The sequence below is a fragment of the Azospirillum sp. genome (assembly GCF_050789165.1).
Genome location: NZ_JBOZRT010000008.1, coordinates 19,063 through 44,178 on the forward strand (window position 1 = coordinate 19,063; position 25,116 = coordinate 44,178).

The following is a 25,116-nucleotide window of genomic DNA, read 5'->3' on the forward strand; positions in this document are numbered from 1 at the left end:
CCCAAAGCAAACACCACATCCTTCGCCGAGGCCACAATCAACGGTGGCGGAGGGGGGATGTTGAACGATCAGCAGATCGCCGAGCACCGCGAGCGGATCGCCCGCGACGGCTATACCATCATCGACGGGGCGGCGGACGCCGCCACCCGCGCGACCCTGATCGAAGCCTTGGAGCGCGTCGAACGCGAGCAGGGCGTCGGCTTCGCCAAGACAAGCTTCGAAGGGCTGCGGACCATCCGCATCTACAACCTTCTGGCGCGCGACCCGGCGTTCCAGGCGGTGCCGCTGCACGAGAACGTCCTGCCGGTGGCCGAGGCGGTGCTGGACCGGGAACTGCTGCTCTCCTCCCTCACCGCCATCACGCTGGCCCCGGGGCAGGAGGCGCAGCCGATGCACGAGGACACGCAGCAGATCCCGCTGCCGCGCCCGCACGTGCCGATCGCCGTCAACGCGCTGTGGGCGCTGACCGACTTCACCGAAGCGAACGGCGCCACCCGCATCGTGCCGGGCAGCCACCGCTACGACCATCCCCCGGAGTACGGCGGCGTCTACGACACCGTGGCGGCGGAGATGCCGGCCGGCAGCGTCATGCTCTTCGACAGCGCGCTGTGGCACGCCGGCGGGACCAACCGCACCGACCGGCGCCGCTTCTCACTGTCCTGCTATTACTGCGCCGGCTGGGTGCGCCAGCAGGAGAACCTGCTGCTCGGTATCCCGCGGGAGACGGCGCAGGGCTTCCCGCGGCGCCTGCAGGAGCTGTGCGGCTACTCCGTCTACAAGGGGCAGTACGGGCACATCGACAACCGCGACCCCATCGAACTGCTGGGCCGCGAGCGCGCCCGCGCCATGGTGTGGGAGGCGAGCGACCGCAAGCGCTCGGCCCGCGCCGGTGCCTGACGGCGTGGCCGGGCTGGACACGCTGCCGCCGGTACCGGCCTCGGTGGTGCACATGCTGGCGGAGGCGGCGGACAGCCACCCGCAGCGCCCCGCAGTGACCTTCGGCGACACCACGCTGACCTACGCCGCCCTGCTGCGCGCCGTCGCCGGGCTGGCGCAGCGCTGGCGCGCCCTGGTCGGCCCCGGCGAGCGCATCGCGCTGGTCATGGGCAACTCGCTGGACCTCGTGGTGGCGACCTACGCGGCGCACGCCGCGGGGGCGCAGGTGGTGCCGCTCAACCCCGCCTACACCGGGCGCGAGATCGGCGCCATGCTGGAGGACTGCCAGCCGCGGCTGGTGGTCTACGACACCAGCATCGCGGCGGACGTGCACGGGCTGTGCGCCGCCCTCGGCGTGTCCTCGGTGGTGTGCGCCGGCAGCAGCGGCACGGCGCTGGCGCTGGAGCACGCGCACGGCTCCGCCCGGCTGCCGGCGGAGCTGCCGAGCCACGACGGCCTCGCCACGCTGCAGTACACCGGCGGCACCACGGGGCGCTCGAAGGGCGTCAACATCCTGCACCGACAGCTCGCCGTGAACCTCGCCCAGCGGGAGGCGCTGCTGCCGACCGAGCGGGGGGCCGAAGTGGCGTTGTGCTCCATGCCGCTGTTCCACGTCTCGGCGGTGTCCATGAGCCTGCATCTGGCCGGCTACGCCGCCGCGCATCTGGTGCTTCTGCCGCGCTACCGGCCGGACTGGGTGCTCGACGCCGTCCAGCGCCACCGCGTGACGCTGATGTCGGCCGGGCCGACCATCTACCGCGGCCTGCTGCGGCACGAGGGGCTGGCCGCGGCCGACCTGTCCAGCCTGCGCTGGTGCTACTCCGGCTCCGCCCCGCTGCCCGAGACGACGCTGCGCGACTGGGAAACCGCCACCGGCGGCACCATCCTGGAAGGCTACGGCATGACCGAGGCGGGGCCGGTGCTCTGCTACAACCCGGTGCACGGCGTGCGCAAGACCGGCTCGGTCGGGCTGGCGGTGCCGTGCAGCGAGCTTGAGATCGTCGATGCCGACACCGGCGCCCGCTGCCTCGGTCCCGGCGAGGCGGGGGAGATCCGCGTGCGCGGCCCGCACGTCATGACCGGCTACCGCAACCGCCCGGACGCCGACGCCGAGGCGCTGCGCGGCGGCTGGCTGCACACCGGCGACATCGGATACCTGGACGGCGACGGCTACCTGTTCATCACCGGCCGCAAGGCCGACACCATCAACGTCGGCGGCTACAAGGTCTACCCGCGCGAGGTGGAGGAGGTGCTGTTCGAGCACCCCGCGGTGCAGGACGCCGCCGCCTTCGGCGCGCCCGATGGCTACTACGGACAGGTCGTCCAGGTCTACGTGGTGCCGAAGCCGGGCGCCACGGTGCACCCGGACGAGCTGGTCGCGCACTGCCGCAAGGCGCTCGTCCGCTACAAGGTGCCGCGCGCGCTGGCACTGACCGACGCGCTGCCGAAGACCGGGGTGGGCAAGCTCGCCCGCCGGCTGCTGGCGCCGATCGGCAACGACATCAACGAAGAACGCACCATGGGAGGGAAACAATGAACACGCACCGTTCGTGGAGAACCGCGCTGGCCGCCGCGGCCTGCGCCATCGCCGGGCTGACGACCTCGACCGCCCTGGCGGCCGAGCCCGTCCGGATCGGCTACCTGATTCCGCTGTCGGGCACGGCGGCGGCGTCCATCGGCCAGGAGATGAGCCGGGCCACCCATCTGGCGATCAAGCACATCAACGCCGAGGGCGGCATCAAGTCGATGGGCGGGGCGAAGATCGCGCTGGTCGAGGTCGACACCCGCGGCGACCCCAAGGTCGGCATCACCGAGGCTGAACGCCTGATCACCGTGGAGAAGGTGCCGGCCATCATCGGCGCCTTCCAGAGCAACGTGACCTTCCCGGCCACCGCGGTGGCGGAGAAGTACCAGGTTCCGTGGATCGTCGATCTCGCGGCCAAGGCCGACATCACCGAACGCGGCTTCAAGTACGTCTTCCGCCCCACCCAGATCCCGTCGTCGGGCAACGCCGACAGCACCGTGGACTTCGTGATGTGGGCCGCCGAGAAGACCGGCCGCAAGCCGAAGACCGCCGCCATCGTCTTCGAGAACACCGACTGGGGCCAGGATCTCGCCAAGACCCTGCGGGCCCGCTTCAAGGAGCTGGGCCTGGAGGTGGTCCTGGACGAATCCTACGCGCCGAACGCGCCCAACCTGCGGCCGCTGGTGGTCAAGCTGAAGGGGGCGAAGCCGGACATCGTCACCGTCACCTCCTACACCGGCGACGCCATCCAGTTGCAGAAGCTGATCAGCCAGATGCAGGTGGACACCATGGCGGTGCTGGGCAGCGCCGCCGGCCACGTCGACCGCACCTTCATCCCCACCGTGGGCGTGAAGGGCACCGACTACACCTTCACCACCACCGGCTGGGCCGGCTACGAGTCCGCCATCACCACGCCCTTCGCCAAGCGCTTCTGGGACGAGTACGTCGCCGAGCACAAGGTCGACCCGACGGAGCTGAGCGTCAGCGCCTACGCCGACGTCTGGATCCTCAAGGACGCGCTGGAGCGCGCCGGCAAGGCCGAGCCGCAGGCGATCCGCGACGCGCTGGCGCAGACCGTCATGAAGGGCAACGACGTCACCAAGCTGCTCGGCTACGACGTCGCCTTCGACGACAAAAACCAGAACACGCTGAAGCGCTTCGCCGTGCAGCAGATCGTCGGCGGCAAGTACTACACGGTCTGGCCGTCTGAGCTGACGCCCAAGGGCTTCGAGATGACCTGGCCGGTCCCGGCCTGGAGCGAGCGCAAGTAAGGCGCCCAGCGGGGGCGCCGGCCGGCGCCCCCTGTCCTCATTCCCTGTCTCACGGATGCCGATGACCAGCACCATCGCCCAGGCCCTGCTGAACGGAATCGCCAGCGGCGCCGTCTACGGCCTCATCGCGCTCGGGCTCAGCCTGCAGTTCGGCGTGATGAAGATCATCAACTTCGCGCACGGGTCCTTCCTGATGATCGCCATGTACCTGGCGCTCTGGGGATGCCGCCACCTGGGGCTGCACCCGCTGGCGGTGATCCCGCTGGTGATGGCGGCCCTGTACGCGATGGGCCACGTCACCCAGCGCTGGCTGATCGAGCCCATCTACCGCAAGGAGGCGACGCGCGAGCCGATCGGCGTGCTGATCTTCACCACGGGGCTGTGGATCTTCCTCGACAACCTGTTCCTGGTCATCGCCGGGCCGGACTTCCAGAGCCCGCCGGGCGACTGGTCCAACGAGGTGGTGATGGTCGGCGACCTGATCTTCACCTACCCGCAGGTCGCCGGGTTCGTGGTGTCCTGCGCGGTGACGCTGCTGCTGGTCGGCTTCCTGCGCGGCACCCGCGTCGGCCGCATGATCCGCGCCACCGGCCAGGACCGCGAGGCGGCGAGCGTGCTGGGCATCAACAGCGGCACCGTCTACCAGGTCTCCTTCGCGCTGGGGCTGGCGGTGCTCGGCGTGGCCGGCAGCCTGCTGCTCACCGTCGTGCCGGTCGATCCGTTCATCGGCGACTCCTACGGCATCCGCGCCTTCGTGGTGGTGGTGCTGGGCGGCATCGGCTCGGTCGGCGGGGCGTTCTGGGGCGGCATCCTGGTCGGGATGATCGAGTCCATGGGCGCCCAGTTCCTGCCGATCACCTATTCCGAGGCGCTGATCTTCGCGATCTTCCTGGGCGTGCTGTACTTCCGGCCGGCCGGCCTGTTCGGACTGGAGGAGGCGTGAGCATGCGTCGCGACATCGTTCTCGCCTCGGCTCTGGTCGCCGCGCTGGCGCTGCTGCCGGTTCTGTTCAACAACCCCTACACGCTGTCGATCGTCATCCTGACGCTGCTGTACGCCTATCTGGCGCTGTCGTGGAACATCATCGGCGGCATCGCCGGCCAGCTCTCGCTGGGCCACGCGGCGTATTTCGGCATCGGCGGCTACACCTCGACCACCCTGTTCCTCACCTACGGCCTCAGCCCGTGGCTGGGCATGCTGGCCGGGGCGGGGCTGGCGACCGTCGCGGCGGCGGTCATCGGGCTGCCGTGCTTCCGGCTGCGCGGCGCCTACTTCGCGCTGGCGACGCTGGCCGCCGCCGTCATCCTCAAGGTGATCGTCGAGAACTCGCACGAGCTGCTGGGCGGCCCGCGCGGGCTGGAGGTGCGGCTGCTGCACGACGCCCCCTGGTACTTCCAGCACACCCGCAAGGAGTTCTACTACGCCGTCGCCGTGGCGCTCGTCGCGCTGGCCCTGGCCGCCAACTGGGCGGTGCTGCGCTCGCGCTTCGGCTACTACCTGACCGCCATCCGCAACGACGAGGAGGCGTCCCTGGCGCTCGGCGTCGATGCGCGGCGCTGCAAGCTGCTGGCCGCCATGATGAGCGCGGCGCTGACCGCGGCGGGCGGCACCTTCTATGCGCAGTACGTGCTGTTCATCAGCCCGGACAAGGTGTTCGGCGGGCACCTCAGCGTGCAGATCGCGGTGATCTGCATCATCGGCGGCCGCGGCACGCTGTGGGGGCCGGTGCTGGGCGCGCTGCTGCTGCTGCCGGCCGAGGAGGTGGCGCGCGCCCTCACCGACGGGGCGCCGGGCGCGGCGATGATGCTGTACGGCCTGCTGCTGATGGTGGTGATCCGGTTCGAGCCGCGCGGTCTGGTCGCCCTGATCCGCCGTGCGACCACGCGCCGCGCCGCGGTCCGCACCGGTGTGGAGGTGGCGTGATGGAACTGCTCGAATACCGCAACGTGGCCAAGTACTTCGGCGGCCTGCGCGCCATCGAGGAGGTCTCCTTCACCGTCCAAGAGGGCGAGATCGTCGGCCTGATCGGGCCGAACGGCGCCGGCAAGACGACGCTGTTCGCCATGGCCTCGGGCTTCCACACGACCTCGCGCGGCGAGGTGTGGTTCGCCGGCAAGCGCATCGACGGGCACCCGCCGCCGGCAATCTGCCGCCTGGGGCTGGCGCGCACCTTCCAGATCGTGCGGCCGTTCGGCGACATGAGCGTGCTGGACAACGTCATGGTCGGCGCGTTCCTGCGCCACCCCGACCGGGAACGGGCGCGCGAGCAGGCGGCCGCGGTGCTGGAGCGCGTCGGGCTGGGCGACCGGCTGGAGCAGCCGGCGCGCACGCTGACGCTGGCCGGGCGCAAGCGCCTGGAGGTGGCGAAGGCGCTGGCGACGCAGCCGCGCCTGCTGTTGCTCGACGAGGTGATGGCCGGGCTGACGCCGGTGGAAACCACGGGGATGATCGAGCTGATCCGCGCCATACGGCGCGACGGCACCACGGTGCTGCTGGTCGAGCACAACATGCACGCGGTGATGCAGCTCTGCGACCGCGCGGTGGTGATCCAACACGGGCGCAAGATCTGCGACGCCGATCCGGCGACCGTCGCCGCCGATCCGCACGTCATCGCCGCCTACCTGGGAGAGGACGAGGACTGAAATGCTGCAGATCGACCAGGTCAGCTCCGGCTATGGCGACGTGCGCGTGCTGCACCGCGTGTCGCTGGCCGTCGAGGAAGGGGAAATCGTCAGCATCGTCGGCGCCAACGGCGCCGGCAAGACGACGCTGATCCGCACCATCATGGGCACGCTGGGCGCCAGCGGGGGCGAGATCCGCTTCCGCGGCGAGCGGCTGACCGGCCGCCCGGCGCACGCCGTGGCGCGCCTGGGCCTCGCCCAGGTGATGGAGGGCCGCCGCCTGTTCCCGCACATGTCGGTGGAGGAGAACCTGATGGTGGGCGGCGACATCCTGCGCGACCCGGCGCGGGCGCGCCGCAACCTCGACTGGGTGTACGGCATGTTCCCCCGCCTGCGCGAGCGGCGGCGGCAGTTCGCCCGCTCCTTCAGCGGCGGCGAGCAGCAGATGCTGGCGATCGGCCGGGCGCTGATGACCGGGCCGAAGCTGCTGCTGCTGGACGAGCCGTCCATCGGCTTGGCGCCGGTGATCGTCAAGGAGATCTTCGCGCGCATCCCCGACATCAACGCGGAGGGCGTCACCATCCTGCTGGTCGAGCAGGACGTGCGCCGGTCGCTGAAGATCTCGGCGCGCGGCTACGTCATCGAGCAGGGGCGCGTGGTGCTGAGCGGCACCAGCGCCGAGCTGCTGGCCAACGACGGCCTGAAGGCCGCCTATCTCGGACAATGAGCCCCCTGGGAGGACACTGAATGTCGCTTGTCATGCCGACCATCGACCTGGACCGCGTCCAGCGCCAGCTGGAGGAGGACGGATACGCCGTCATCGAGAACGTGCTGGCGCCGGACGAGCTGGAGCGCTACCGCAACACCGTCGATGCGCTGATGGCGCAAGAGCGCGAGCATCCCCCCGTCCCCGGCGGCGGTGAGGAGCGGCCGGAGGACGCCGAGATCGGCAACTACTACCGCAAGCACTACACGGTCAGCGAGGCCGAGGTGGAGCGCCTGCTGGCCCGCATGCGCCACGACCGCGCGCGCAACGCCTACACACCCTGGCCGGTGCCGTACGGCAAGGTGTCGAAGAACTTCATCCACCTGCCGACCCTGTTCGACCAGGACGGCTCGCAGCGCGTCTGGCAACTGGTCAACAAGGCCCCGGAGATGGCCTCGCTGATCGAGAACCCGGTGGTGCTCCGCCTCGTCCGCCACGTGCTGGGGGAGGACTGCAACCTGCACGACTTCCAGGCCACCAGCATCGGCCCGCACACCGGCGGCGGCGCCTGGCACGTCGATGCGCCGCTCGGCCAGATCCCCGAGCCGCTGCCCGAGTTTCCGCTGACGGTGCAGAACGTCTGGCTGCTCGACGACTTCACTGAGCACAACGGCGCCACCCGCGTGGTCCCCGGCAGCCACCGCTTCCGCAAGTCGCCGCCCTGGTCGGAAGGCCCGCGCGACGACGAGAAGGTGCTGACCGCCCCCGCCGGCTCGGTGGCGATCTGGCTGTCGAACACCTGGCACCGCTCCGGCCCCAACGACACCGACCGGCCGCGCCGCGCCATCCTGTGCAACTACAACCGCTCCTGGCTGCGCGGCTTCACCGACTTCGTGTCGACCATGGACCCGGCGACGGCGGCGCGGCTGTCGCCGACCACGCGCTACCTCCTCGGCTTCTCGGCGCGCGCGCCGGAGCAGCGGTGAGCGCCATGCGGCCCGCCATGCAGCCCTTCGAGGCGGCGGTGCCCGGTGGCACGGTGCGCGGCGGCGTCGCCCCGCGCTTCGCGCCGCTGGCCGCGGCGTTCGTCGCCAACTTCCACGAGCGCGACGAGGTCGGAGCCTCGCTGTGCGTCGTGCAGCACGGCGAGCGCGTGGTCGACCTGTGGGGCGGCCTCGCCGACCCCGACACCGGACGGCCGTGGGAGGAGGACACCGTCTCCATCGTCTTCTCCAACACCAAGGCGGCGACCGCGCTGTGCCTGCACCTGCTGGCGGAGCGTGGGCGCGTCGACCTGGATGCGCCGGTGGCGGCCTATTGGCCGGCGTACGCGCAGGCCGGCAAGGGCGGGACCGCCGTGCGCATGCTGCTCGACCACACGGCGGGCGTGCCGGCGCTGCGCGCCCCGCTGCCGGACGGCGCGGCGTTCGACTGGGAGCACATGGCGGGCCGGCTGGCCGCGGAGGCGCCGTTCTGGGAGCCGGGCACGCGCACCGGCTATCACGGGCTGACCTTCGGCTGGCTGGTGGGCGAGGTGGTGCGCCGCGTCTCCGGCCGGTCGCTGGGCCGGTTCTTCGCCGAGGAGATCGCCGGACCGCTCGGTCTCGACTACTGGATCGGGCTACCGGAGGCGGAGGAGCCGCGCGTCGCCCCCATCATCCCCTACCGCCCGGCCAAGGGGCTGCCGGCCAATCGCTTCGAGGCGGCGGTCGCGGCCGAGCCGGATTCGGTGTCGGCGCTCTACTTCCTCAACACAGGCGGCTGGCGGCCGAAGGGCTTCAACAGCCGCACCGGACGCGCGGCGGAGATCGGCGCCGCCAACGGCGTCGCCAACGCCCGCGCCCTGGCCGGGTTCTACGCACCGCTGGCGACCGGTGGCGGCCCGCTGTTGCGCATGGACACGGTTCGCGCGATGGCCGAGATCTCCTCGGCGACGCACGATGACGCCACGCTGCGCATACCCACGCGCTTCGCGGCCGGGTTCATGCGCTCCATGGACAACCGTTGCCGTGGCCTCGACAGCGCCGTTCTGCCGCCGGGGGCGTTCGGTCATGTCGGTGCGGGCGGGTCGCTGGGCTTCGCCGACCCCGGCGACGGCCTGAGCTTCGGCTACACGATGAACCGCATGGGAGGCGGGCTCCTGCTGAACGAGCGCGGCCAGACTCTCGTCGATGCGCTTGGCCGGTGCCTGGTGGCCGCCTGACGCGCGGTTCATCCACCGTGTATGGATTTTGGTGCGCAACCCGGCGTTCTGACGGCTTCCCCCTGTTCCGCTGACGATCAGGTGATCTTGCGGGAGATCGGCCTGCCGCGGCGCCGGTGTTCGCCCGCGCTCTCCCGGCTCCACGCCGGACGTGGAGAAACCGCGCACAGCACCGCCGACACACGTCGGCAGGCGCGCTGCCGCATGGTTGCGCAGTGGTGCGCCGATGGCCTCGCGCCGGCACAGCGCAAGGTCTCTCGCTGCTTGGCTGGAGGCGGCATCCACCACGGCGCGGCGCAACTTTGCCCAAGGTCCGGCCGCCGATCTCGACGCGCTGCGGGCCGCTGTCCAGAAGCCCGGGAGCAATGGACCATCCGGAGACGACATGATTGGGCCAAGCGTCCTCGATACACCGTGCTGCACCCAGCCCTCCCCACCACCCCATCACATCAATGCATTACCCCATTTTGTCAATTGAAGTAAAAAAGTAAGGGTATTAGCGTCTTCTCAAGGGCCAATTGCCTTGTCAGTATAGGAAAGCCTGCGAGGCTTTCAAAGCTAGAGCACCTTTCGTCGGATTGCCACGGTGTTTCGCCAATCCAATAATTTGGGATTGGCGGGCTTGCTAATGTTGTTTGCCAAGAAACAACTGAATCGGCACGCGGTGTGTGCTGTGCAATACCGCATGCCTTTTCCAAAGAACGGGGAGTGGAAAATGGCGGTCGAGCTTCTCGATGCAGAAACGCAGCCCAAATTCACAAATGATTTTGCTGTGCCGACTGTCCTCGACGCCACACGGGGCGGCAGCTTCGTGATCGGCGTCGGGCAAGTCTGCCAGGACCTGGGCCTCTACGGCGACGACGGCTCGCCGCTCGGAGCCGTGACTACGGTCTGGGGATACGGCGTGGAGAGCATCAACGGCAAGCGCGTCACCTTCACGCCTTCCTACCCTGGCCCCACCATCGTTGCCAAGTCAGGCACGCCGATAAATATAACGTGGCGCAATGAACTGCCGGCCACCGGCTACCCCGGGTACATTCCGCTCGACTCTACGCTGCACGTGGCCAACGTGGATTACGCGGGTGGCCAAGTGCCCATTGCCACCCACCTGCACGGCGGCCACACGCAGGCGGCGTTCGACGGGTTTCCAGAGTCCGTCATCACACAGGGGCAGGACTCCGGCGCCTATACCTATGACAACAGCCAATCCGGTGCCACGCTTTGGTACCACGACCATGCACTGGGCGTGACCCGACTCAATGTGTACATGGGCACTGCCGGCTTCTACCTGCTGCGCGACGACACCATCAACCAACTCATGGGGAACCTTCCGGGCCTCGGCGACCAGCGCCGGGCGAACCCGCCGCCCAACGTTCTGCCCGATGCTGCGCACGAGTTCGGTGCGGCAATCCAGGACCGCGCCTTCACCGCTGATGGGCAGCTTTACCGGCCCGGCAATGCGGCGGACGACCCGCTCCCCGGCAATGGAAGCACGGTCGCCGACGACTTCCCCGGCAGCCACGGCTATCCGTTCGCCACACCTGAGTTCTTTGGCGACTTCCTGCTGGTCAACGGCAAGGCGTGGCCGAAAATGGACGTGGATCGGACCACCTATACCTTCCACCTTCTGAACGGATCGGATTCGCGTTTCTACACGCTGTGTCTGGACAACCCAAATGTGAAGATGACGCTGGTGGGCACCGATGGCGGTCTGCTTCCCCGCGCCATCACCATCGACAATGGTGACGGCCAGCACACCCAGAACGAGCAGATTGTCCTCGCCCCCGGCGACCGCGTTGACGTGGTACTCGACTTCTCGAAGCTGGCGCCCGGCGATGCGGTTACCCTGGAGAATTTCGGCCCGGCCTGGACACCGTTTCAGGGGCTGAACGCGGACGGATCCACCATCCTCGACGGCGATGCCCGTTCCGCTCAAGGAACGTCGGTGGGCGAGGTGATGCGCTTCCAGGCCACCGGCAACGCGCCGGCCCCGCTCGCCACCGTGCAGGACGGCACACTGCTCAACGCCGCCTATCGCGACCTTGCGGCATCGGTCGACCTCGGCACAACCCCGGTTCGCAAGCTCGGCCTGTTCGAGAGTGAGACCGAGGACGGGCACATCATGCCGATGCTCGGAACCGCCGAGGACACCACCGACATTTCCGGCCGGCCCGTGAAGTTTGGCGCGCGCATGTGGGACGACCCCATCTCAGAGGATCCGCTGCGCGGCTCAACCGAGGTCTGGGAGATTTACAACAACACCGCGGACGCCCATCCCATCCACTTGCACCAGGTGCAGTTCCAGGTGCTTGGGAAGTATCGGATGGCGGACACCGACCTCAACGGAGACGGCTATCTCGGCAACGACTATGACCCATCAGCCTCCGTACCGCTCCGCCCGGAGGACACCGGCAGCCAGGACACGGTGTGGGTTGCACCCGGCGAGATGCTGCGCATCATCGAGAAGTTCGACTTGCCCGGCGAGTACGTCTGGCACTGCCACATCCTGTCCCATGAGGACAATGAGATGATGCGCCCCTTCTACACCATCAACACGGTGCAGGGGACCGATCGGCCGGAGAAACTGGACGGCACGATCGATATCGATGCCATCACAGCGGGCAAGGGCAACGACCGGGTATTCGCCGGAGCAGGCGACGACCGGATTATTGCGACGCTCGGCGACGGCAACGACGCCTACGATGGCGGCTCTGGTTTGGATACCTACGACGTCAGCTCGATCCGGACACCGGTCTCGGTAGACCTGAGCGCCGGAACGGCGTCAGGCACCGATATCGGACGCGACACCTTGGTCTCCATCGAGAACGTGCTTGGTGGTTCGGGCAGTGACCGTATTACAGGCAACGTGTCCGCTAATTTCCTGACCGGCGGGGCTGGAGCCGACACGATCCTGGGAGGAGAGGGCAACGACACGCTTTGGGGCGGACTGGGCGATGACGACCTGAACGGCGGCCTCGGAGCGGACACCTTTCTCTACTACCGCGAACAGGGAATGAACACGATTGCGTTTGGTCGTGACGTTATCCGCGGCTTTGATGTCAATGAAGACAGACTTGAAGTCGACAGCCGCATCTTCGCTGCCTTCGACGGCGGCCCGGACTCATTGCTCGCACACACGACCACCACCGCCGGCAATGCGGTCATCAGCTTTATCGACCCGATTGGCGGCTTGGAGAGTTCCGTCACGCTCCTGGGTGTAACTAAGGATGCCCTGCTCGCCAGTGATGTCCGGTTTGTGTGATAGAGTTCGAGCGGGATGTGTAACCGATGGTTTTGGAATATTGGCTTTTGGGTCACCAAGTTAGCGCGACCGTGAGGTAGTTCCCGCAATTGCGGTGTCTATCAATGTGTGAATCGTGTCAACCTGCATCGGAATGGGGCTCTTCGGCACTTTGGGATATTGGTGCGAAAATCGTTCGGAGACTGGCAGGCGACGGGTTGGCGGGTAGGACGGCAGCCCTGCTGGAACCGAGAGCCAGATGCCGTACAAGGCCAATGAGCCCCACCGCCACAAGATCCCCAAGGGCCGGTTCCGTGTGGACAACTGGGCGACCTTCGATGCGGCGTTGCGCCGGAGCGGTGAGCTGGCGGTGTGTGGGGACACCGGAGGCGATCGCCGCCCGGACGCTGCCCCCACGGGCCGATGCGGCCGGCGCTCCTGTTATACCGACGGCGCCTGAAGGGTTCCTGACCGGCTTCCAATTTCTTCGAAATGAGAACCAGGCCGGTGCCGTCTCAGTGCAAGAGTTTCACCCGGCCCGCATCGCCTGAGCCGTCACCGGGAGCGGCCGATCTCTTGTCCTCGTCGCCTCCTTGCAACACGCTGCCGTGAACCGTCGTCCCGCTCACGTCAGAATACCGACGATGACCGACCCCCAGACCGTCAGCAAAATCTGGCCGATCGCATAGGGCACCGTATAGCCCAGAACGGCAACCGGGCTGCCGCAACGATCCTGCAGGGCAGCGAGCGCCGGGGTCGAGGTCTGTGCCCCGGCCGCCGCGCCAAGGGCGAGCAGCGGACTGAGTCCAAGGACGTATCGCCCGACGAGCGTTCCGACCAGAAGCGGCACCAACGTGCAGACGGCACCACCCAATACGACCGCGACGCCGTATTCCAGCAAGGCCTCGACGAAATGGGGCCCGGCCTGCATGCCCACCATGCCGACGAAGGCGGCCAGCCCGGCGACGCGCATGAGGTCCAGCGCCGCCGGCGGTACTTGGCCGAAACCAGGATGGCGGGAATGCAGCCACCCCACGATCACGCCGGCCAGCAGCGCGCCGACGCTGGTACCAAGGCCGATATGCAGGGGACCGACGATCAGCTGCGGCAGGCCCGCAAGAGCCCCCAGTGCAATCGCGAGCCCAACCGCACTCATGTCCGTGGTCAGGGTCTCGCTCTCGACGCGGCCAAGCGTCTGCCCGGCGCGCTTCACCTCGGGCTCGCCGCCGATGACTTCGAACTGATCGCCGCGGTTGATCCGCGTTTCCGGCAGCACCGGGATCGTCTCCCCGAGCCGCGTTATGCGGCGGACGAAGACACCCCGGGTTTCGGGCGACGCGCTGAGTTCCTGGAGCGTTTTGCCCTCGGCCCAGGCGCTGGTGACCACCAGCCGGGCCTGGATGACGGGAAAATCCAGCACCGCCGGGTCGTCGGTCTCATGGCCTAGGGTGGGGCCGATCTCCATGACCCATGCCCGCCGGCCGGTCAACGTCAGCACGTCGCCTTGTGCCAGAGCGGTGTCGGGGGCCGCGTCGATGATGCTGTCTCCGCGCCGGATGCGGTTGATCACGACACGTTTGGGCGCCTGCTTCTCCAGGTCGGAGACGGTGTGTCCGGCAAGCTCGGGACGGTCGAGCCGGAAGGCGCGCGCGATGAAGATGGTGTAGGCGCTCATCAGACCCGGCGGCTTGGTTTTCACGCCAAGTTCGGCCTCAAGCCGTTGCGCCTCCTGTCGCGGATCGATTCCAAGCAGGCGTGGGCCGGCTTGGCTGATGAACAAAATGGCCCCCAACGTGCCGAACATGTAGGTCAGCGCATCACCGATGGCGACCCGCGCCGACATCAGCTGCCGCTCAGCCTCCGTCAGGGGGAGTTCCTTAATGGCCTCCACCGCGGCGCCCAGGGCCGACGACTGGGTCAGGCTGCCGGTCAACAGGCCCGCCGCCATGCCTGGGTCAAGGCGCAGGAGTTTGGACAGGAGGACGGTGACGCCGAGCGCCACGCTGCACTGGATCACCGTCAGCGCCAGAGCCTTGGGACCATCGCCGCGCAGGGACTGGAAGAACTGCGGTCCAACCGCGTAGCCGTTGCCGAAGAGGAACAGAAGGAACAGGAGCGAGCGGGCCGTGTCCGACACGGGGATCCCGAGCTGGCCAACGAGAAGGCCGGCGAACAGCGCGCCGGTGACCGGCCCCAGGGTGATCGGCCCGAGGCGAAAGCTCCCGATCCAGTAACCGAGCCCCAGCACCAGGAAGACGGCCAGCTCCGGATGATGGCGTAACAGGTTGCCGATCCAGTCCATGATGTCCTCCTGGGTCGAAGCGTTGTCTCAAGCCAGAATCATCGCGAAGTAGCCGAGCACGGTCAGAAGGATGCCTGAGATGGCGTAGCCGACCGGGAAGCCGATCCAGGGGACGGAGCTGTCGATCTCCTTAGCGGCTTCGCGGGCCGGGCCGGAATGGCTGCGGGCACCGGCCACGCCGCCCATCAGCACCGCCGGGTTGATCTTGAAGACGTGGTAGCCCAGCGCCCACACCACGAAAGGCGGCACTGAGCAGGCGATGAAGCCCACCAGGAAGATCTTCAGCGCAATGGCGCCGGTGAGCTGCGAGAGCAGCGCCGCTCCGGCGTTCACGCCGACGATGGCGACGAACACCACCAGCCCCATGTCCTCCAGCACGTTGCGGGCGGCGTTCGGCGTGTTGCCGAAGAAGCGCAGCCGGGACACCACCGACGAGACGATGACGCCGGACACCAGCAGCCCGCCGGCATTGCCCAGCCCCACCGAGGCGCCGAAGGCCGGGAACTGGATCAGGCCGATAAGGAAGCCCAGGATCATGCCGCCGGACAGGGTCAGCAGATCGGTGGCCGTGCTGGGGCGGGCGATGCGGCCCATGATGGTGGCGGCGCGTTCAACGGCGGCCTTCAGCCCCACCACCCTCAGCACGTCGAGGCGTTGCAGCTTGGTGTCGGTGCCGATGGGGATGGGGACGCCGCCACGCTCGATGCCGCCCAACTGGATCTGCCCGGCCAGCTCGGTCTGGCGGAAGTCGATCAGACGCTTGCCCTCCACCTCCTTGCGGGTCACCAGGATTTCGGCCTGGTCGAGCGGGATGTTCAGCGCGTCGCTGTCGGCGACCTCGGGACCGATCACGCCCATGTGGACGGTCAGATCCTCCAGCCGGCCGCCCAGCGCCACCACGTCACCACGTTCCAGCGCCACGTCGGCGGCGGCGCCCAGTGATCGGCCGCCACGCTGGACGTTGCCGACGCGGTACATCGGGTATTTGTTGCGGAACTCGGCGATGGTATGGCCGATCACGTCGGCGCCTTCGACGCGGTAGGCGCGCAGTCCGAACGGACGGTAGCCGGTCAGCCCGGTGTCGTCCACGTTCTGCACGCCGTGGGTCCGCTCGTACTCGACGGCGGCGGCCTTGGCGTCGACACCCCACCACCGCGGCAGGTACTTGCAGATCAGGATGATGCCGACCGTGCCCCAGATGTAGGTGATGCCGTAGGACAGCGCGATCATGCCGCTGGCCTGCTCGGGCGTGGTGCCGGGGGGCAGGGTGACGGCGCCGGCGGTTACCGCCTGCTCGGCCGAGCCGATGGCGGCCGACATCGTCTGCGAACCGGCCAGAATGCCGCCCGCAGTCCCCGGAGGAAGATCGAAGATCCGCACCCCGGCGATGATGATGGCCAGACCGACGAAGCAGGAGACGAAGGAGAGGACGACGAACTTCAGGCCGTCGCCCTTCAGGCTGTTGACGAAGCTGGGGCCGACGCGCAGCCCCACCCCGTACATGAACAGGTAGTAGAAGAGCGATTTGGCCCATTCGTTGAGCTGGAGCTTTACCCCGTAGACCGACGCCCAGATGGAAAGGCCGGCCCCGACCACGATGGCGGCCGCGACCATGCCCAGCCCATAGCCCTTGATGCTGATCCGGCCGACGCCGACTGCGGCGCCGACGGTGAAGAACAGCAGGATGAACGGGTTGGCCTGAAGGAACTGGAAGAACGCATCCATCACGCACCTCTTTTCCAGCCGGGTCAGACAGGCGATCGGCGGGCGTTCCGCCTACGCCACCTCGATCCGCATCACCGGTTGCGCCACCAGGGCTTTCGGGTTCAGCAGCTTCAGCCCGAGGGAGGCCTGGTACCCGTGGATCTCCTTGACGTCGAGCTTGCGCATGAACTCGATCGTCTCCGCGGTGATGACCTGCCCGGGCACCATGATCGGGAAGCCCGGCGGATAGGGGATCACGAAGTTGGCGGAGACCAGCTCCGGGCCGTTCTTCAGCCGGCGGTCGATCTCCCGGCTGTTGAGCTTCACGTGCTCGCAGGAGGCCTCGTCGTAGGCGAGGTAGAAGGCGGACCGCATGTCCCCCTCGCTCGTCGTGCTGTGCGGATCTTCGCGGAAATGGTCGTGGAAGCGGCTGAAGTTCGGCATGTCCGGCACGTCCTTCATCAGCGCCGCGACGCGCCCCTGGAAGGCGGCCACCGCCTCCTCGCCGCCCGCGGCGAGCCGTTCCTCGATGCCGGTGGCGATGTCCACAAGCACCTTCATGAGGTGGGCGACGTCGCTGCGGGTGTTGTTGATGTTGGTCTGCAGCAGGATGCTGTTGCGCGACGTCTTGTTGATCTGGATGTCGTACTTCTCGGCGAGCAGGCCCTTGAACGCAGTCCCGTCGAACCCGGCCGAACCGCACACCAGCGTGAGGCGTGTGGGATCGAGGACGAACTCATCGTTCCAAACGGATTCGATGGCCTTGGTCCAGTCGGTGCTGGTCAGGCTCTCCAATCCGGTCTGTCGGAGGTCCGCCGGGACCATCTCGCCCAGGTCCAGCACCCGGAAGTACTTCGACACCAAGGGGTGCCGGTTGACCTCGCGCCGGATGATCAGGGCCAGCTGGGTCGCCTTCATCACCATCTCGTAGCCTTCCAGCTCCATCTGGCGCCGGGCGACGTCCAGCGACGCGATGATCTGCAGGTTCGGCGAGGTCGAGGTGTGGGTGAAGATCGCCTCGTGGAAGGCTTCCTCGATGTGATGGAAGTCCTGGTCGCAGGCCAGGATCATCGATCCCTGGCGCAGCGCGGACATGGACTTGTGGGTCGAGTTGGTCTGGTAGACGCGCACCCGCACCTTATCCGGATCGGGCACGAGGCGGCGGTCGAGCAGACGGACGTCGGCGGGATCCGGATCGGCGCCGACCTCGCGGCGCTGAGCCTCCAGCGCGCTGCGGTAGTCGGAACCGGCGATCGCCCGCTTGATCAGCGCCGCCGCACCCATGGCGGTGCGCTGGCGGAAGAAGGGAGAGAAGCGGGCGAAGCCGAACCACGCCTCGTCCCACAGGAAGATCAGGTCCGGCTTGATCGCCAGGCATTCCTCCATGACCCGGCGCACGTTGTAGACGTGGCCGTCGAAAGTGCAGTTGGTGAGCAGCAGCATGCGGACACGATCCAGCTTGCCCTCCGCCTTGAGGTCGAGCAGCGCCTTCTTGATGGTGCGCAGCGGCACCCCGCCGTACATCGAGTACTCCATCATCGGATAGGCCTCGAGGTAGACGGGCCGGGCGCCGGCCAGGACCATGCCGTAGTGGTGCGACTTGTGGCAGTTGCGGTCCACCAGCACGATGTCGCCGGGGCGCAGCAGCGCCTGTTCGACGATCTTGTTGGAGGTCGAGGTGCCGTTGGTGACGAAGAACGCGCGATCGGCACCGAAGGCGCGCGCCGCCTTCTCCTGCGCGGTCTTGATGTGGCCGGTCGGTTCCAGCAGACTGTCCAGGCCGCCGGTGGTGGCCGAGGATTCCGCCAGGAACAGGTTGAGTCCGTAGAACTCGCCCATGTCGCGGATCCAGTTCGACTTGAAGATCGACTTGCCGCGGGCGACCGGCAGCGCATGGAAGGTGCCCATCGGGCGCTGCGAGTATTTCTTGAGGTTGTCGAAGTACGGCGCCTCGTAGCGCTCGTTGATACCCTTGAGGATGCTGAGGTGGATCTCCAGCGGCTCCTCCACCTCGTAGAAGACGCGGCGCACGCAGGCGAGTTCGGGGTTGGCCGCCATCTCCTCGACCTTGCGGTCGCTGAGCAGATAGAGGTCCAGTTCCGGCCGCAGATTCTTCAGCATCCGCACCAGCGCCGGGGTCATCGCCTCGCCGGTCAGGTCGGCGGCGCCGGGCGGCACATGCGCCTGCAGGAACCGGTGAAGCAGCGGCACGTCGTGCTGCGACGCAAAGGGAAAGCCGTCATAGGCGACCACGGCCTGGATGGCGGGGTTCAGAACGGCACCCAGTGCCGCATCCTCGAAACTGCCGACGATCACCAGTTCGTAGACGAACGGGTCCTGCCGACGGCGCAGTCGGCGCATCTCGCGGCTCACCTCAGCCCATTTGGCCTGCGGCGTCGGAGTGACGACCAGAACCTCGAAGTACGGCCGATGCACGTCGCCGCCGTTTCCGTCCAAGGCGGGCGGCAGACGGTCGGCGTTGTCCAGCGAGGATTCGTCGCCGTCCCATTCGCCGGGATTGCTGTGGTAGGACTTCGACAACAGCGCGGTGCTCAACCGCGCACTCAGCCGCGCCGCGCCGGCCGCCTCCCCTTCCGCCGCCAGCTCGGCCAGATTGCCCATGAGCTGCCGGCCGGGAAAGGCGTAGAACTCCTCCAGCGAGCGCAGACAGCGCAGCTGATGCTCCACCGCCTGCTTGGCGGTCTCATCCCCGGTCGCGGCCCAGGCGCGGCAGGCGGCGTTCAAGACGCGCCAAGCGTCCAGGCGGGCCTCCATGGTCGATACGAGATGGTCGAGTGGCAGGGTGGTGTCTTGATCCAAGCTCATGGTCGAACCCCTTGATGCGGATGCTCAGAACAGGCCTTTGGTCGCCGGCTGGATGGTCACGGCGAGGGCCTCGTTGATCACGGCGGTGATGATGCCGCCGACCTTCAGCTTTGGCAGGGCAGCCTGCCGGTCGGGATCGGTCACATTGACGGTGAAGACCGCGCCGCCCGTGGGATCGACGACGTGCAGGCTGTGCGCGCCGGGGGCAACGCCGACCACCAGACCGCCTACGCGCGCCGCTTGGACGCCCAACCCGCCCGGCACGTCGGCCGGACGGGCGATCGTTCGCTCGATCTCGCCTTCCGGTGCCGCCGTGTTCGGGGGGAAGATGAGGAAGGCGACGGAGCGGTGGTATTGGGCATCCACCACGTCGCCGACCTTGAGCATTTCGAGACGTACGGCAGGGGCGGCCTGGACGGTTACCCGCGCGCCCGATTGTCCTGTCAGCGTGACCTGTCGGCGGGCAAGGTCGAGGGCAGTGATCTTGGCATGAGCGGTGATGGCCGCGTCCTGCGGAATGATGTTGGTGAGGGCGGTTTGCCCGGCCGCCGAGTGCGGGAGGGAGATCGACAGGAAGCAGGCTGTGAGGAGGGCGGCGATGCTGACGAGACGTGGGCTGACGAGACGTGGGAAGTGGCGGCGGACGGTCATCATGCTCCTCCTGCACCAACCGGCCTCTCCCGATGGCTCGCCCCGGATAGCTTGCTGGTTGCTTGCCCTGGCCCTCCATCGGGCGTTCGGGACGAACGCCGGGGCATGAAGGCCGCCAGGGGGCTCCCAATGGATGGTGCGCGCCTCACATGCGCCGTCGAAGGGTGCAACGGTTTACGCAGATACGGTAACTGTCACTCTGACCATCGACCGCATTTTCTATACATACGGTGGTTATTTTTCGACGGACCCTAGGGATCCGAGAAAGATGCCGTCGCCAACACCGTGCGCACGCCCATCGGCTGTTTCGAGCATATATGCGCGTTCACGGAGTCGAGACGTTTTGACTGCGTGCGCACTTTGATGATTCATTGCGCGATGGAAGGGCCCGCCGGTGAGCGAGACAGGGTCCGGGGATCCGAGTACACCGCCGCTCCTGTCGGGACGGGCGGGATCATGGCGAGCTATCAGCAGCCACGTGCGCGCCGCGCGGCGGCTGTAGGCCCGGTCGCCGATCAGATAGGTCGGCGAGCGGTCGGAGCGCACCGCGGCGAGCAACGCCTGCAGGCAGGGCACCTCGGCCGCCTGCCCGCCGGTCAGCAGAACGGCCAGGGCCAGCCCGCTGCCGTCGGTCACCAGATGGATCTTGGAGCCAAAGCCGCCGCGCGAGCGGCCAAGGGCATGATCGTCCGGCTCAGCGGCATCCCCCCTTTCGGCCGCCGGCGGCGGCCCGGGTGGCACGGATGTTGGTGCCGTCCACGCACCAGACATCCCAATCGATCCGTCCCTGCTCATCCAGGCGCAGGTGCAGACGCTCCAGCAGCCGGCCGAACAAGCCATTGCGCCGCCAACGCACGAAGCGGTCGTCAATGGTCTGCCTCGGCCCATAGCGCGCCGGAACGTCGCGCCGGGGCATGCCGGCGTTCAGCGTCCAGAACAGTCCGTTGACGACGTCACGGTGGCTGCGCCATCGCCCGCCAGGGCAGCCATCAGGCGGCATCAACTCGGATACCAGCGCCCACTGGGCGTCCGAGAGTTCATGGCGGCGCATCGCGGCCACTCCGGCTGGAGGGGGCTACCGCTTCCAACAGTTCCAACACGCCCGCTCCGTCAGACACTGCCTAATTCATCCCGAACAAGGGGCGGTCCGTTGCAGGAGGATCAGGAGGCGGTGGCGTTCGGCGCGGCGGCACAGACAATGTCCGCGTCCTCGGGCATACACACGCCGGCCTTGCTGCAATAGGCGTACTCGACGTGTAATGACGGAGGGCTGACGGCGCCGTCGAGCGGCAGAACAAGGCGGACGCTGCCTGGGAAGTAGTCGCTGTCGCCCTTGCTGACCATCGGCAGCGAGATGCCCCAGGCGCTGGTGTCGCTCTTGGTCGGCGTCACAGTGACGCCGTACTCGGCGTTGATCTGCACCTCTGGGCCGGGAGTTAAAATCACGACCACCTGTGCCGGCTCGCGCTGGCAGGTAAGGTTAACGTCGGGGGTGGTCCCAAACGGGCCGGCGTAGGCGCCGCTGGTCATGAGGGCCGCCGCGAGGGCCAGCACCGCAGGGGTGAACGGTGAGCGCATGGTCAGTTCGCCTTCGGCGTCCGCGCGGCCACGAGCTGGTTGATGTAGTCCTCAGGGAAGTTGCCCAGCCCAACCTGATTCGCGACGATCGCGTTGTCAACCAGGACCAGGAAACGCGGCGTGCCACGCGCCACGAAGGCGGCGTTCTGCGTGGTAATCCACTTCAGGTCGTCGGGCCAGTAGTAGGGGGCGGAGGTGTTGCTGTAGGAGGGTGACACGGCCTCGCGGTATTCGACGCCTTTGGCGCGCAGACGAGCAATGACCGAGTCCTTCGCCGACTCCCAGCTGAGGCAGTAGGGGCAGTTGTACGCGCCAACGTAGACCACCGTGATTTTCGAGGACGGTGTCACAGCAACTTGGTCGACAGCGGTCGAAAACCGCTTGGGCTGGGTTTCCCCGCCGACGGTCTGGCAGGCGGTCAGGACGAGCGTGACCAGGGCGGCGCATGCAAAACGGGAAAGCGACACGACGAGCCTCTTGTGGAACTGGCAACAGCAGCTACCACCAAATACAGCATTTTCGGCAATGATCCAGGACATTGGACGGGGACGGTGCAGCGTGACCAAGGGAGACGCTCAAGCACGGCACTAAGTCAGTACCTTGCGAGAATCGAGGCAATGGAATTCTTGAGCGCCCCTCGATCCAAATTACGTCAATCGATCATCACCGTGAGCAGATGGTAAAACAGCATCGGTCATGATCTGCGGATCTTGAGATTATTGGCTGTGGCCGGCGCCGACCTGGACGCGCTGAGCGGTCATGTTCGGCGCCCGTACTTTGTTGACGCCTGAATCGCGTTCGTACAGCCCCTTGAGCAGAAGCCCGTTCTGCGGCTCGTACCAGTAGTAATACCGTCCGGCGCTGTTTCCATACAGGCTGGTGTAGGCGCGTTCGATCACATAGGTGTCGAAGGTACCTGCTGGTGTGATCAGGCGTTCGGACCGGAGCACGGTGATGGTCTCATCGACGCCGGTAACGAACTTGGCGTCGATGTCGTCGTTGCCCGTGAGGAAGGGGTCGCGCTCGGAGGTCACGGCCTTGCCGACCTGGAGCGGCCACAGCTTGCTCAGCACCGAGCGCAGCGCGTCGGCAGCGCGGCGGTCCGCGGGGACGAGGTTGTAGATCATGGACTGGGTGCGCGCGCCATTCGTGATGAGGCAGGCGTCTGGTTGTTCCTGGGCGAGGTAGGTTATGGTGCGCCCGGCCTCGTACTCGACCACAGTGCCCATCGGTGGGCACCGGAACGCCGCCGGAGCGAGAGCCACAGGCTCGCCGGGAACGACAGCCTTCTTGAGCGCCGTCTGGCAGCCGCCCAGCAGAGCGGCGCCGAACGCCAGCGCGGAGACTCTGCGGGTAGTGAACTGGATAAGGCGCATGAAGGTTCTACCGGTGGTGGTGCGATCCGGGACCCTCTCACCTTGGCTCAGCGATGGCGTCGGTAATGGCCTCCTCGGTTACGATGGATGGCGCGTCCATATACGCGATCCTGAGCAACTCATAAAAGCCGAAGCTGAGCAGCCACTCCAGCTTTTCCCAAATGTTAGATTGCTTTTAAAAATTGCTCTACTAAGTTGCAGCCTCGACGCCCCCGGTAGGGCCGCCGGGCAGCAACAAGAATAGGATCTCATATAAATGCGCATCTTGAACGGTCTGGGTCGTTTCGGCACCATTAGCCTGCTGGCCGCCGCTGCCGCTCTGTCTGCCTGCCAGACCACGTCCGGGGCGGGCAGCGAGACAAAGATCATCGGCTCCGACTTCCGTTCGACAATCGATCCATCGGTTACCTCCGGTGATCCGCGCTTGGCCAATGTCGCTAAAGAACTCGCGGGTATTTGGAACGGCAGCGCAAACGGTGCCGGCACCGGTGGCGTGAAAATCACTCTTGCCATCGAGAGCGTAACCAAGGGATTGAGTAACAATACCCTCAAGGCAAAGGGTTACACCGCCAGCGAGCGTTCCAACGGGCGCGGGCGTCCGACCGACATCGACGTCGAAGTCACAAACGGCGGCTACAGCATCCTCTTCGATGCAGCGTCCGGTCGAGTTGAGGCGCACTCGATTTCGAAGCCGGGTGCGATGGAAGGACAGGTCATCACCGGTCGTGGCCGTGCCGATCTCACGCTGACCAAGGCGTCAAGCTAAGGACGCGGTTCCGGACAACGATGTTTTGGTGGTTCTCAGGAAGAGGAGCCTCCGCTATTATGCAAAGGCTTGCATTTTTTATCGCTACGTCGTCACTTCTTCTTGCCGGTTGCCAAGCTTCGAGCACCTCCAATCAACCAATGACCCAGGTGGCATCGCAGCTTGAGGCGCGTCCTTTTAGCGCCGAGGATAAGGACTGGGGGGTTGCTCCTCAGGATATCATTCGCAAAGGCAGTTATCATGCGCCGACTCCGGTCACCTTGCCCGGTGCCAAGGTGGTCGCTACCCATGCCCTTGCCCAATCGCTCCAGGGCAATAGCAAGCCGGTCCTGATCAATGTGCTCACCGGCTCCTGGGTTAACGCGCTGCCCGGCTCCGTGTGGTTAAGCGGCGCAGGACAGGGGGCCGGCTTCGACGACCCGACCCAAGCGCGCATGGCGAAGCGCTTGGATGAGCTGACGGGCGGCGACAAAACCAAGCCGGTGGTCTTCTATTGCCTAAGTTCGGAGTGCTGGCTGTCCTACAATGCTGCGCTGCGCGCCCAGCGCCTCGGCTACGCCAACGTTGGCTGGTACCGGGGCGGTGTGGATTCGTGGAAGGCGGCTGGGCTTCCGGTGGAACGCATAGACCGCGATCAGTGGTGATGTTTGAGTGCGCTTCTCCGGAGGCGCCCCCTCCGGAGAGGCGTGCAGCACATTTGCCTATACCGTTGAATCATGGGCCGGTGCCGGGGCACCGTCAACTCGTTGGCGGCGGTGATGAAAGGCGGCGCGGTTTGAGCGGGCATAGCCGGTGGACCGGGAGCTTACGCGGGCAAGGGCGCGCGGGCGACCTCGGCCCAGGCAGCGAAGGCTTGGAGCCGGGCGGTTCGGAACTCGGAGGCGGTGAGGTGATCGTGGCGGAGGCGGAAGAGGTCATGGATCGGCTCGTGGATCGATAGGAAGCGGTGCGCCTGACGGGCTGACTTGAAGCGCTTCATCTGCCGCTCGCGTCGCCGGGTCGGCTGAGGCAAGTTCTCGGCACGGTTGTTCAGCCCCTTATGCTGGCGGATGCGGGTGGCAATCGCCTGGCCGAACTTCCGGCCCCACTGGCGGACGGTTTCGTGGCTGACCATGATGCCGCGCAAGTCCAGCATTTCCTCCACCATGCGCAGGCTCAGCGGAAAGCGGAAGTACAAGTACACGGCATAGCTGATCACCTCAGCAGGGAAACGGTAGCCCGCGTACATTGGATCGGAGCGCGTGTAAGCGGCCGCGGAACGTCCCTCAGGCAGTGGCGGGCTCCGGCGCCATGCTCCAGGGCAGGAGCGCATCGTAGTCGGTGAGGTCGCGGTCGCGCCCGAAGGTCTCCAGGACACGGGTCAGCCAGAGGCGCGGGTTGTGCCCATTGCTCTTGGCGGTTTCGATGAGC

The 25,116-nt window shown here is 67.0% G+C and carries 22 protein-coding genes and 1 pseudogene; 12 read left to right on the forward strand and 11 right to left on the reverse strand.

Annotated elements, in window-relative coordinates:
* Window positions 1–57: 57 nt before the first annotated feature.
* The 10 genes from ACRWK7_RS00720 (at window position 58) to ACRWK7_RS00765 (ending at window position 12,524) form a co-directional block, all read left to right on the forward strand.
* Window positions 58–897, forward strand: a complete 840-nt coding sequence (locus tag ACRWK7_RS00720) for a phytanoyl-CoA dioxygenase family protein (protein WP_431854244.1) — start codon at window positions 58–60, stop codon at window positions 895–897.
* Complete coding sequence (locus ACRWK7_RS00725) at window positions 890–2,473, forward strand: AMP-binding protein (RefSeq protein ID WP_431854245.1); 1,584 nt, start codon at window positions 890–892, stop codon at window positions 2,471–2,473. The genes ACRWK7_RS00720 and ACRWK7_RS00725 overlap by 8 nt, the downstream gene beginning before the upstream one ends.
* Entirely contained in the window at window positions 2,470–3,732 is a 1,263-nt protein-coding gene (locus tag ACRWK7_RS00730; protein ID WP_431854246.1) for an ABC transporter substrate-binding protein, read from the forward strand. The genes ACRWK7_RS00725 and ACRWK7_RS00730 overlap by 4 nt, the downstream gene beginning before the upstream one ends.
* A 61-nt stretch (window positions 3,733–3,793) precedes the next feature.
* The gene (locus ACRWK7_RS00735) at window positions 3,794–4,675 is read left to right on the forward strand and encodes a branched-chain amino acid ABC transporter permease (RefSeq protein WP_431854247.1); all 882 of its coding nucleotides are present in this window, start codon (window positions 3,794–3,796) and stop codon (window positions 4,673–4,675) included.
* A 2-nt stretch (window positions 4,676–4,677) separates the two neighbouring features.
* Window positions 4,678–5,655, forward strand: coding sequence for a branched-chain amino acid ABC transporter permease (locus ACRWK7_RS00740; RefSeq protein ID WP_431854248.1), 978 nt, complete (start codon window positions 4,678–4,680; stop codon window positions 5,653–5,655).
* Window positions 5,655–6,374: an ABC transporter ATP-binding protein gene (locus ACRWK7_RS00745; protein WP_431854249.1), complete on the forward strand. Its 720-nt coding sequence runs from the start codon at window positions 5,655–5,657 to the stop codon at window positions 6,372–6,374. The genes ACRWK7_RS00740 and ACRWK7_RS00745 overlap by 1 nt, the downstream gene beginning before the upstream one ends.
* Before the next feature lies 1 nt (window position 6,375).
* Window positions 6,376–7,080, forward strand: a complete 705-nt coding sequence (locus ACRWK7_RS00750) for an ABC transporter ATP-binding protein (protein WP_431854250.1) — start codon at window positions 6,376–6,378, stop codon at window positions 7,078–7,080.
* A 20-nt stretch (window positions 7,081–7,100) separates the two neighbouring features.
* A complete protein-coding gene (locus ACRWK7_RS00755) occupies window positions 7,101–8,045 on the forward strand; it encodes a phytanoyl-CoA dioxygenase family protein (RefSeq protein ID WP_431854251.1) in 945 nt (314 codons plus the stop codon).
* Between the two features lie 5 nt (window positions 8,046–8,050).
* On the forward strand, window positions 8,051–9,262 hold the full coding sequence (locus ACRWK7_RS00760) for a serine hydrolase domain-containing protein (protein ID WP_431854264.1): 1,212 nt from the start codon (window positions 8,051–8,053) through the stop codon (window positions 9,260–9,262).
* A gap of 715 nt (window positions 9,263–9,977) precedes the next feature.
* Window positions 9,978–12,524 (forward strand): multicopper oxidase domain-containing protein, encoded by a 2,547-nt coding sequence (locus ACRWK7_RS00765; protein WP_431854252.1) that lies wholly within the window; start codon window positions 9,978–9,980, stop codon window positions 12,522–12,524.
* Window positions 12,525–13,128: 604 nt separating this feature from the next.
* On the opposite strand, the gene aspT is transcribed toward ACRWK7_RS00765, so the two are convergent.
* The 9 genes from aspT to ACRWK7_RS00810 all read right to left on the reverse strand — a co-directional run bounded on the left by aspT (window position 13,129) and on the right by ACRWK7_RS00810 (window position 22,940).
* Window positions 13,129–14,805, reverse strand: coding sequence for an aspartate-alanine antiporter (gene aspT / locus ACRWK7_RS00770; RefSeq protein WP_431854253.1), 1,677 nt, complete (start codon window positions 14,803–14,805; stop codon window positions 13,129–13,131).
* Window positions 14,806–14,832: 27 nt separating this feature from the next.
* Window positions 14,833–16,530: an aspartate:alanine exchanger family transporter gene (locus ACRWK7_RS00775; RefSeq protein ID WP_431854254.1), complete on the reverse strand. Its 1,698-nt coding sequence runs from the start codon at window positions 16,528–16,530 to the stop codon at window positions 14,833–14,835.
* 51 nt (window positions 16,531–16,581) lie between these two features.
* Window positions 16,582–19,335 carry an aminotransferase class I/II-fold pyridoxal phosphate-dependent enzyme gene (locus ACRWK7_RS00780; protein ID WP_431854255.1) on the reverse strand — a complete coding sequence of 918 codons (2,754 nt, stop codon included), beginning with the start codon at window positions 19,333–19,335 and terminating at the stop codon, window positions 16,582–16,584.
* Between the two features lie 24 nt (window positions 19,336–19,359).
* Window positions 19,360–19,989 (reverse strand): hypothetical protein, encoded by a 630-nt coding sequence (locus ACRWK7_RS00785; protein WP_431854256.1) that lies wholly within the window; start codon window positions 19,987–19,989, stop codon window positions 19,360–19,362.
* Window positions 19,990–20,220: 231 nt separating this feature from the next.
* Window positions 20,221–20,781: a transposase gene (locus ACRWK7_RS00790; protein WP_431854257.1), complete on the reverse strand. Its 561-nt coding sequence runs from the start codon at window positions 20,779–20,781 to the stop codon at window positions 20,221–20,223.
* Window positions 20,681–21,037, reverse strand: a complete 357-nt coding sequence (locus tag ACRWK7_RS00795; protein WP_431854258.1) for a transposase — start codon at window positions 21,035–21,037, stop codon at window positions 20,681–20,683. Before ACRWK7_RS00795 ends, ACRWK7_RS00790 begins: the two co-directional genes overlap by 101 nt.
* A gap of 110 nt (window positions 21,038–21,147) precedes the next feature.
* On the reverse strand, window positions 21,148–21,564 hold the full coding sequence (locus ACRWK7_RS00800; protein ID WP_431854259.1) for a hypothetical protein: 417 nt from the start codon (window positions 21,562–21,564) through the stop codon (window positions 21,148–21,150).
* A 2-nt stretch (window positions 21,565–21,566) separates the two neighbouring features.
* Entirely contained in the window at window positions 21,567–22,130 is a 564-nt protein-coding gene (locus tag ACRWK7_RS00805; RefSeq protein WP_431854260.1) for a hypothetical protein, read from the reverse strand.
* Window positions 22,131–22,280: 150 nt separating this feature from the next.
* Entirely contained in the window at window positions 22,281–22,940 is a 660-nt protein-coding gene (locus ACRWK7_RS00810; protein ID WP_431854261.1) for a hypothetical protein, read from the reverse strand.
* Between the two features lie 256 nt (window positions 22,941–23,196).
* Here ACRWK7_RS00810 and ACRWK7_RS00815 point away from each other — a divergent pair, with 256 nt between their 5' ends.
* Together ACRWK7_RS00815 and ACRWK7_RS00820 are read left to right on the forward strand one after the other, a co-directional pair.
* On the forward strand, window positions 23,197–23,706 hold the full coding sequence (locus ACRWK7_RS00815) for a hypothetical protein (RefSeq protein ID WP_431854262.1): 510 nt from the start codon (window positions 23,197–23,199) through the stop codon (window positions 23,704–23,706).
* Between the two features lie 140 nt (window positions 23,707–23,846).
* Window positions 23,847–24,350, forward strand: coding sequence for a rhodanese-like domain-containing protein (locus ACRWK7_RS00820; protein WP_431854263.1), 504 nt, complete (start codon window positions 23,847–23,849; stop codon window positions 24,348–24,350).
* Between the two features lie 182 nt (window positions 24,351–24,532).
* On the opposite strand, the pseudogene ACRWK7_RS00825 reads toward ACRWK7_RS00820, so the two are convergent.
* Both ACRWK7_RS00825 and ACRWK7_RS00830 read right to left on the reverse strand, forming a co-directional pair.
* Window positions 24,533–24,934 (reverse strand): annotated as a pseudogene (locus tag ACRWK7_RS00825) (hypothetical protein); the annotation flags it as partial.
* A gap of 37 nt (window positions 24,935–24,971) precedes the next feature.
* A complete protein-coding gene (locus tag ACRWK7_RS00830; protein WP_431854265.1) occupies window positions 24,972–25,112 on the reverse strand; it encodes a transposase domain-containing protein in 141 nt (46 codons plus the stop codon).
* Between the last annotated feature and the right edge of the window lie 4 nt (window positions 25,113–25,116).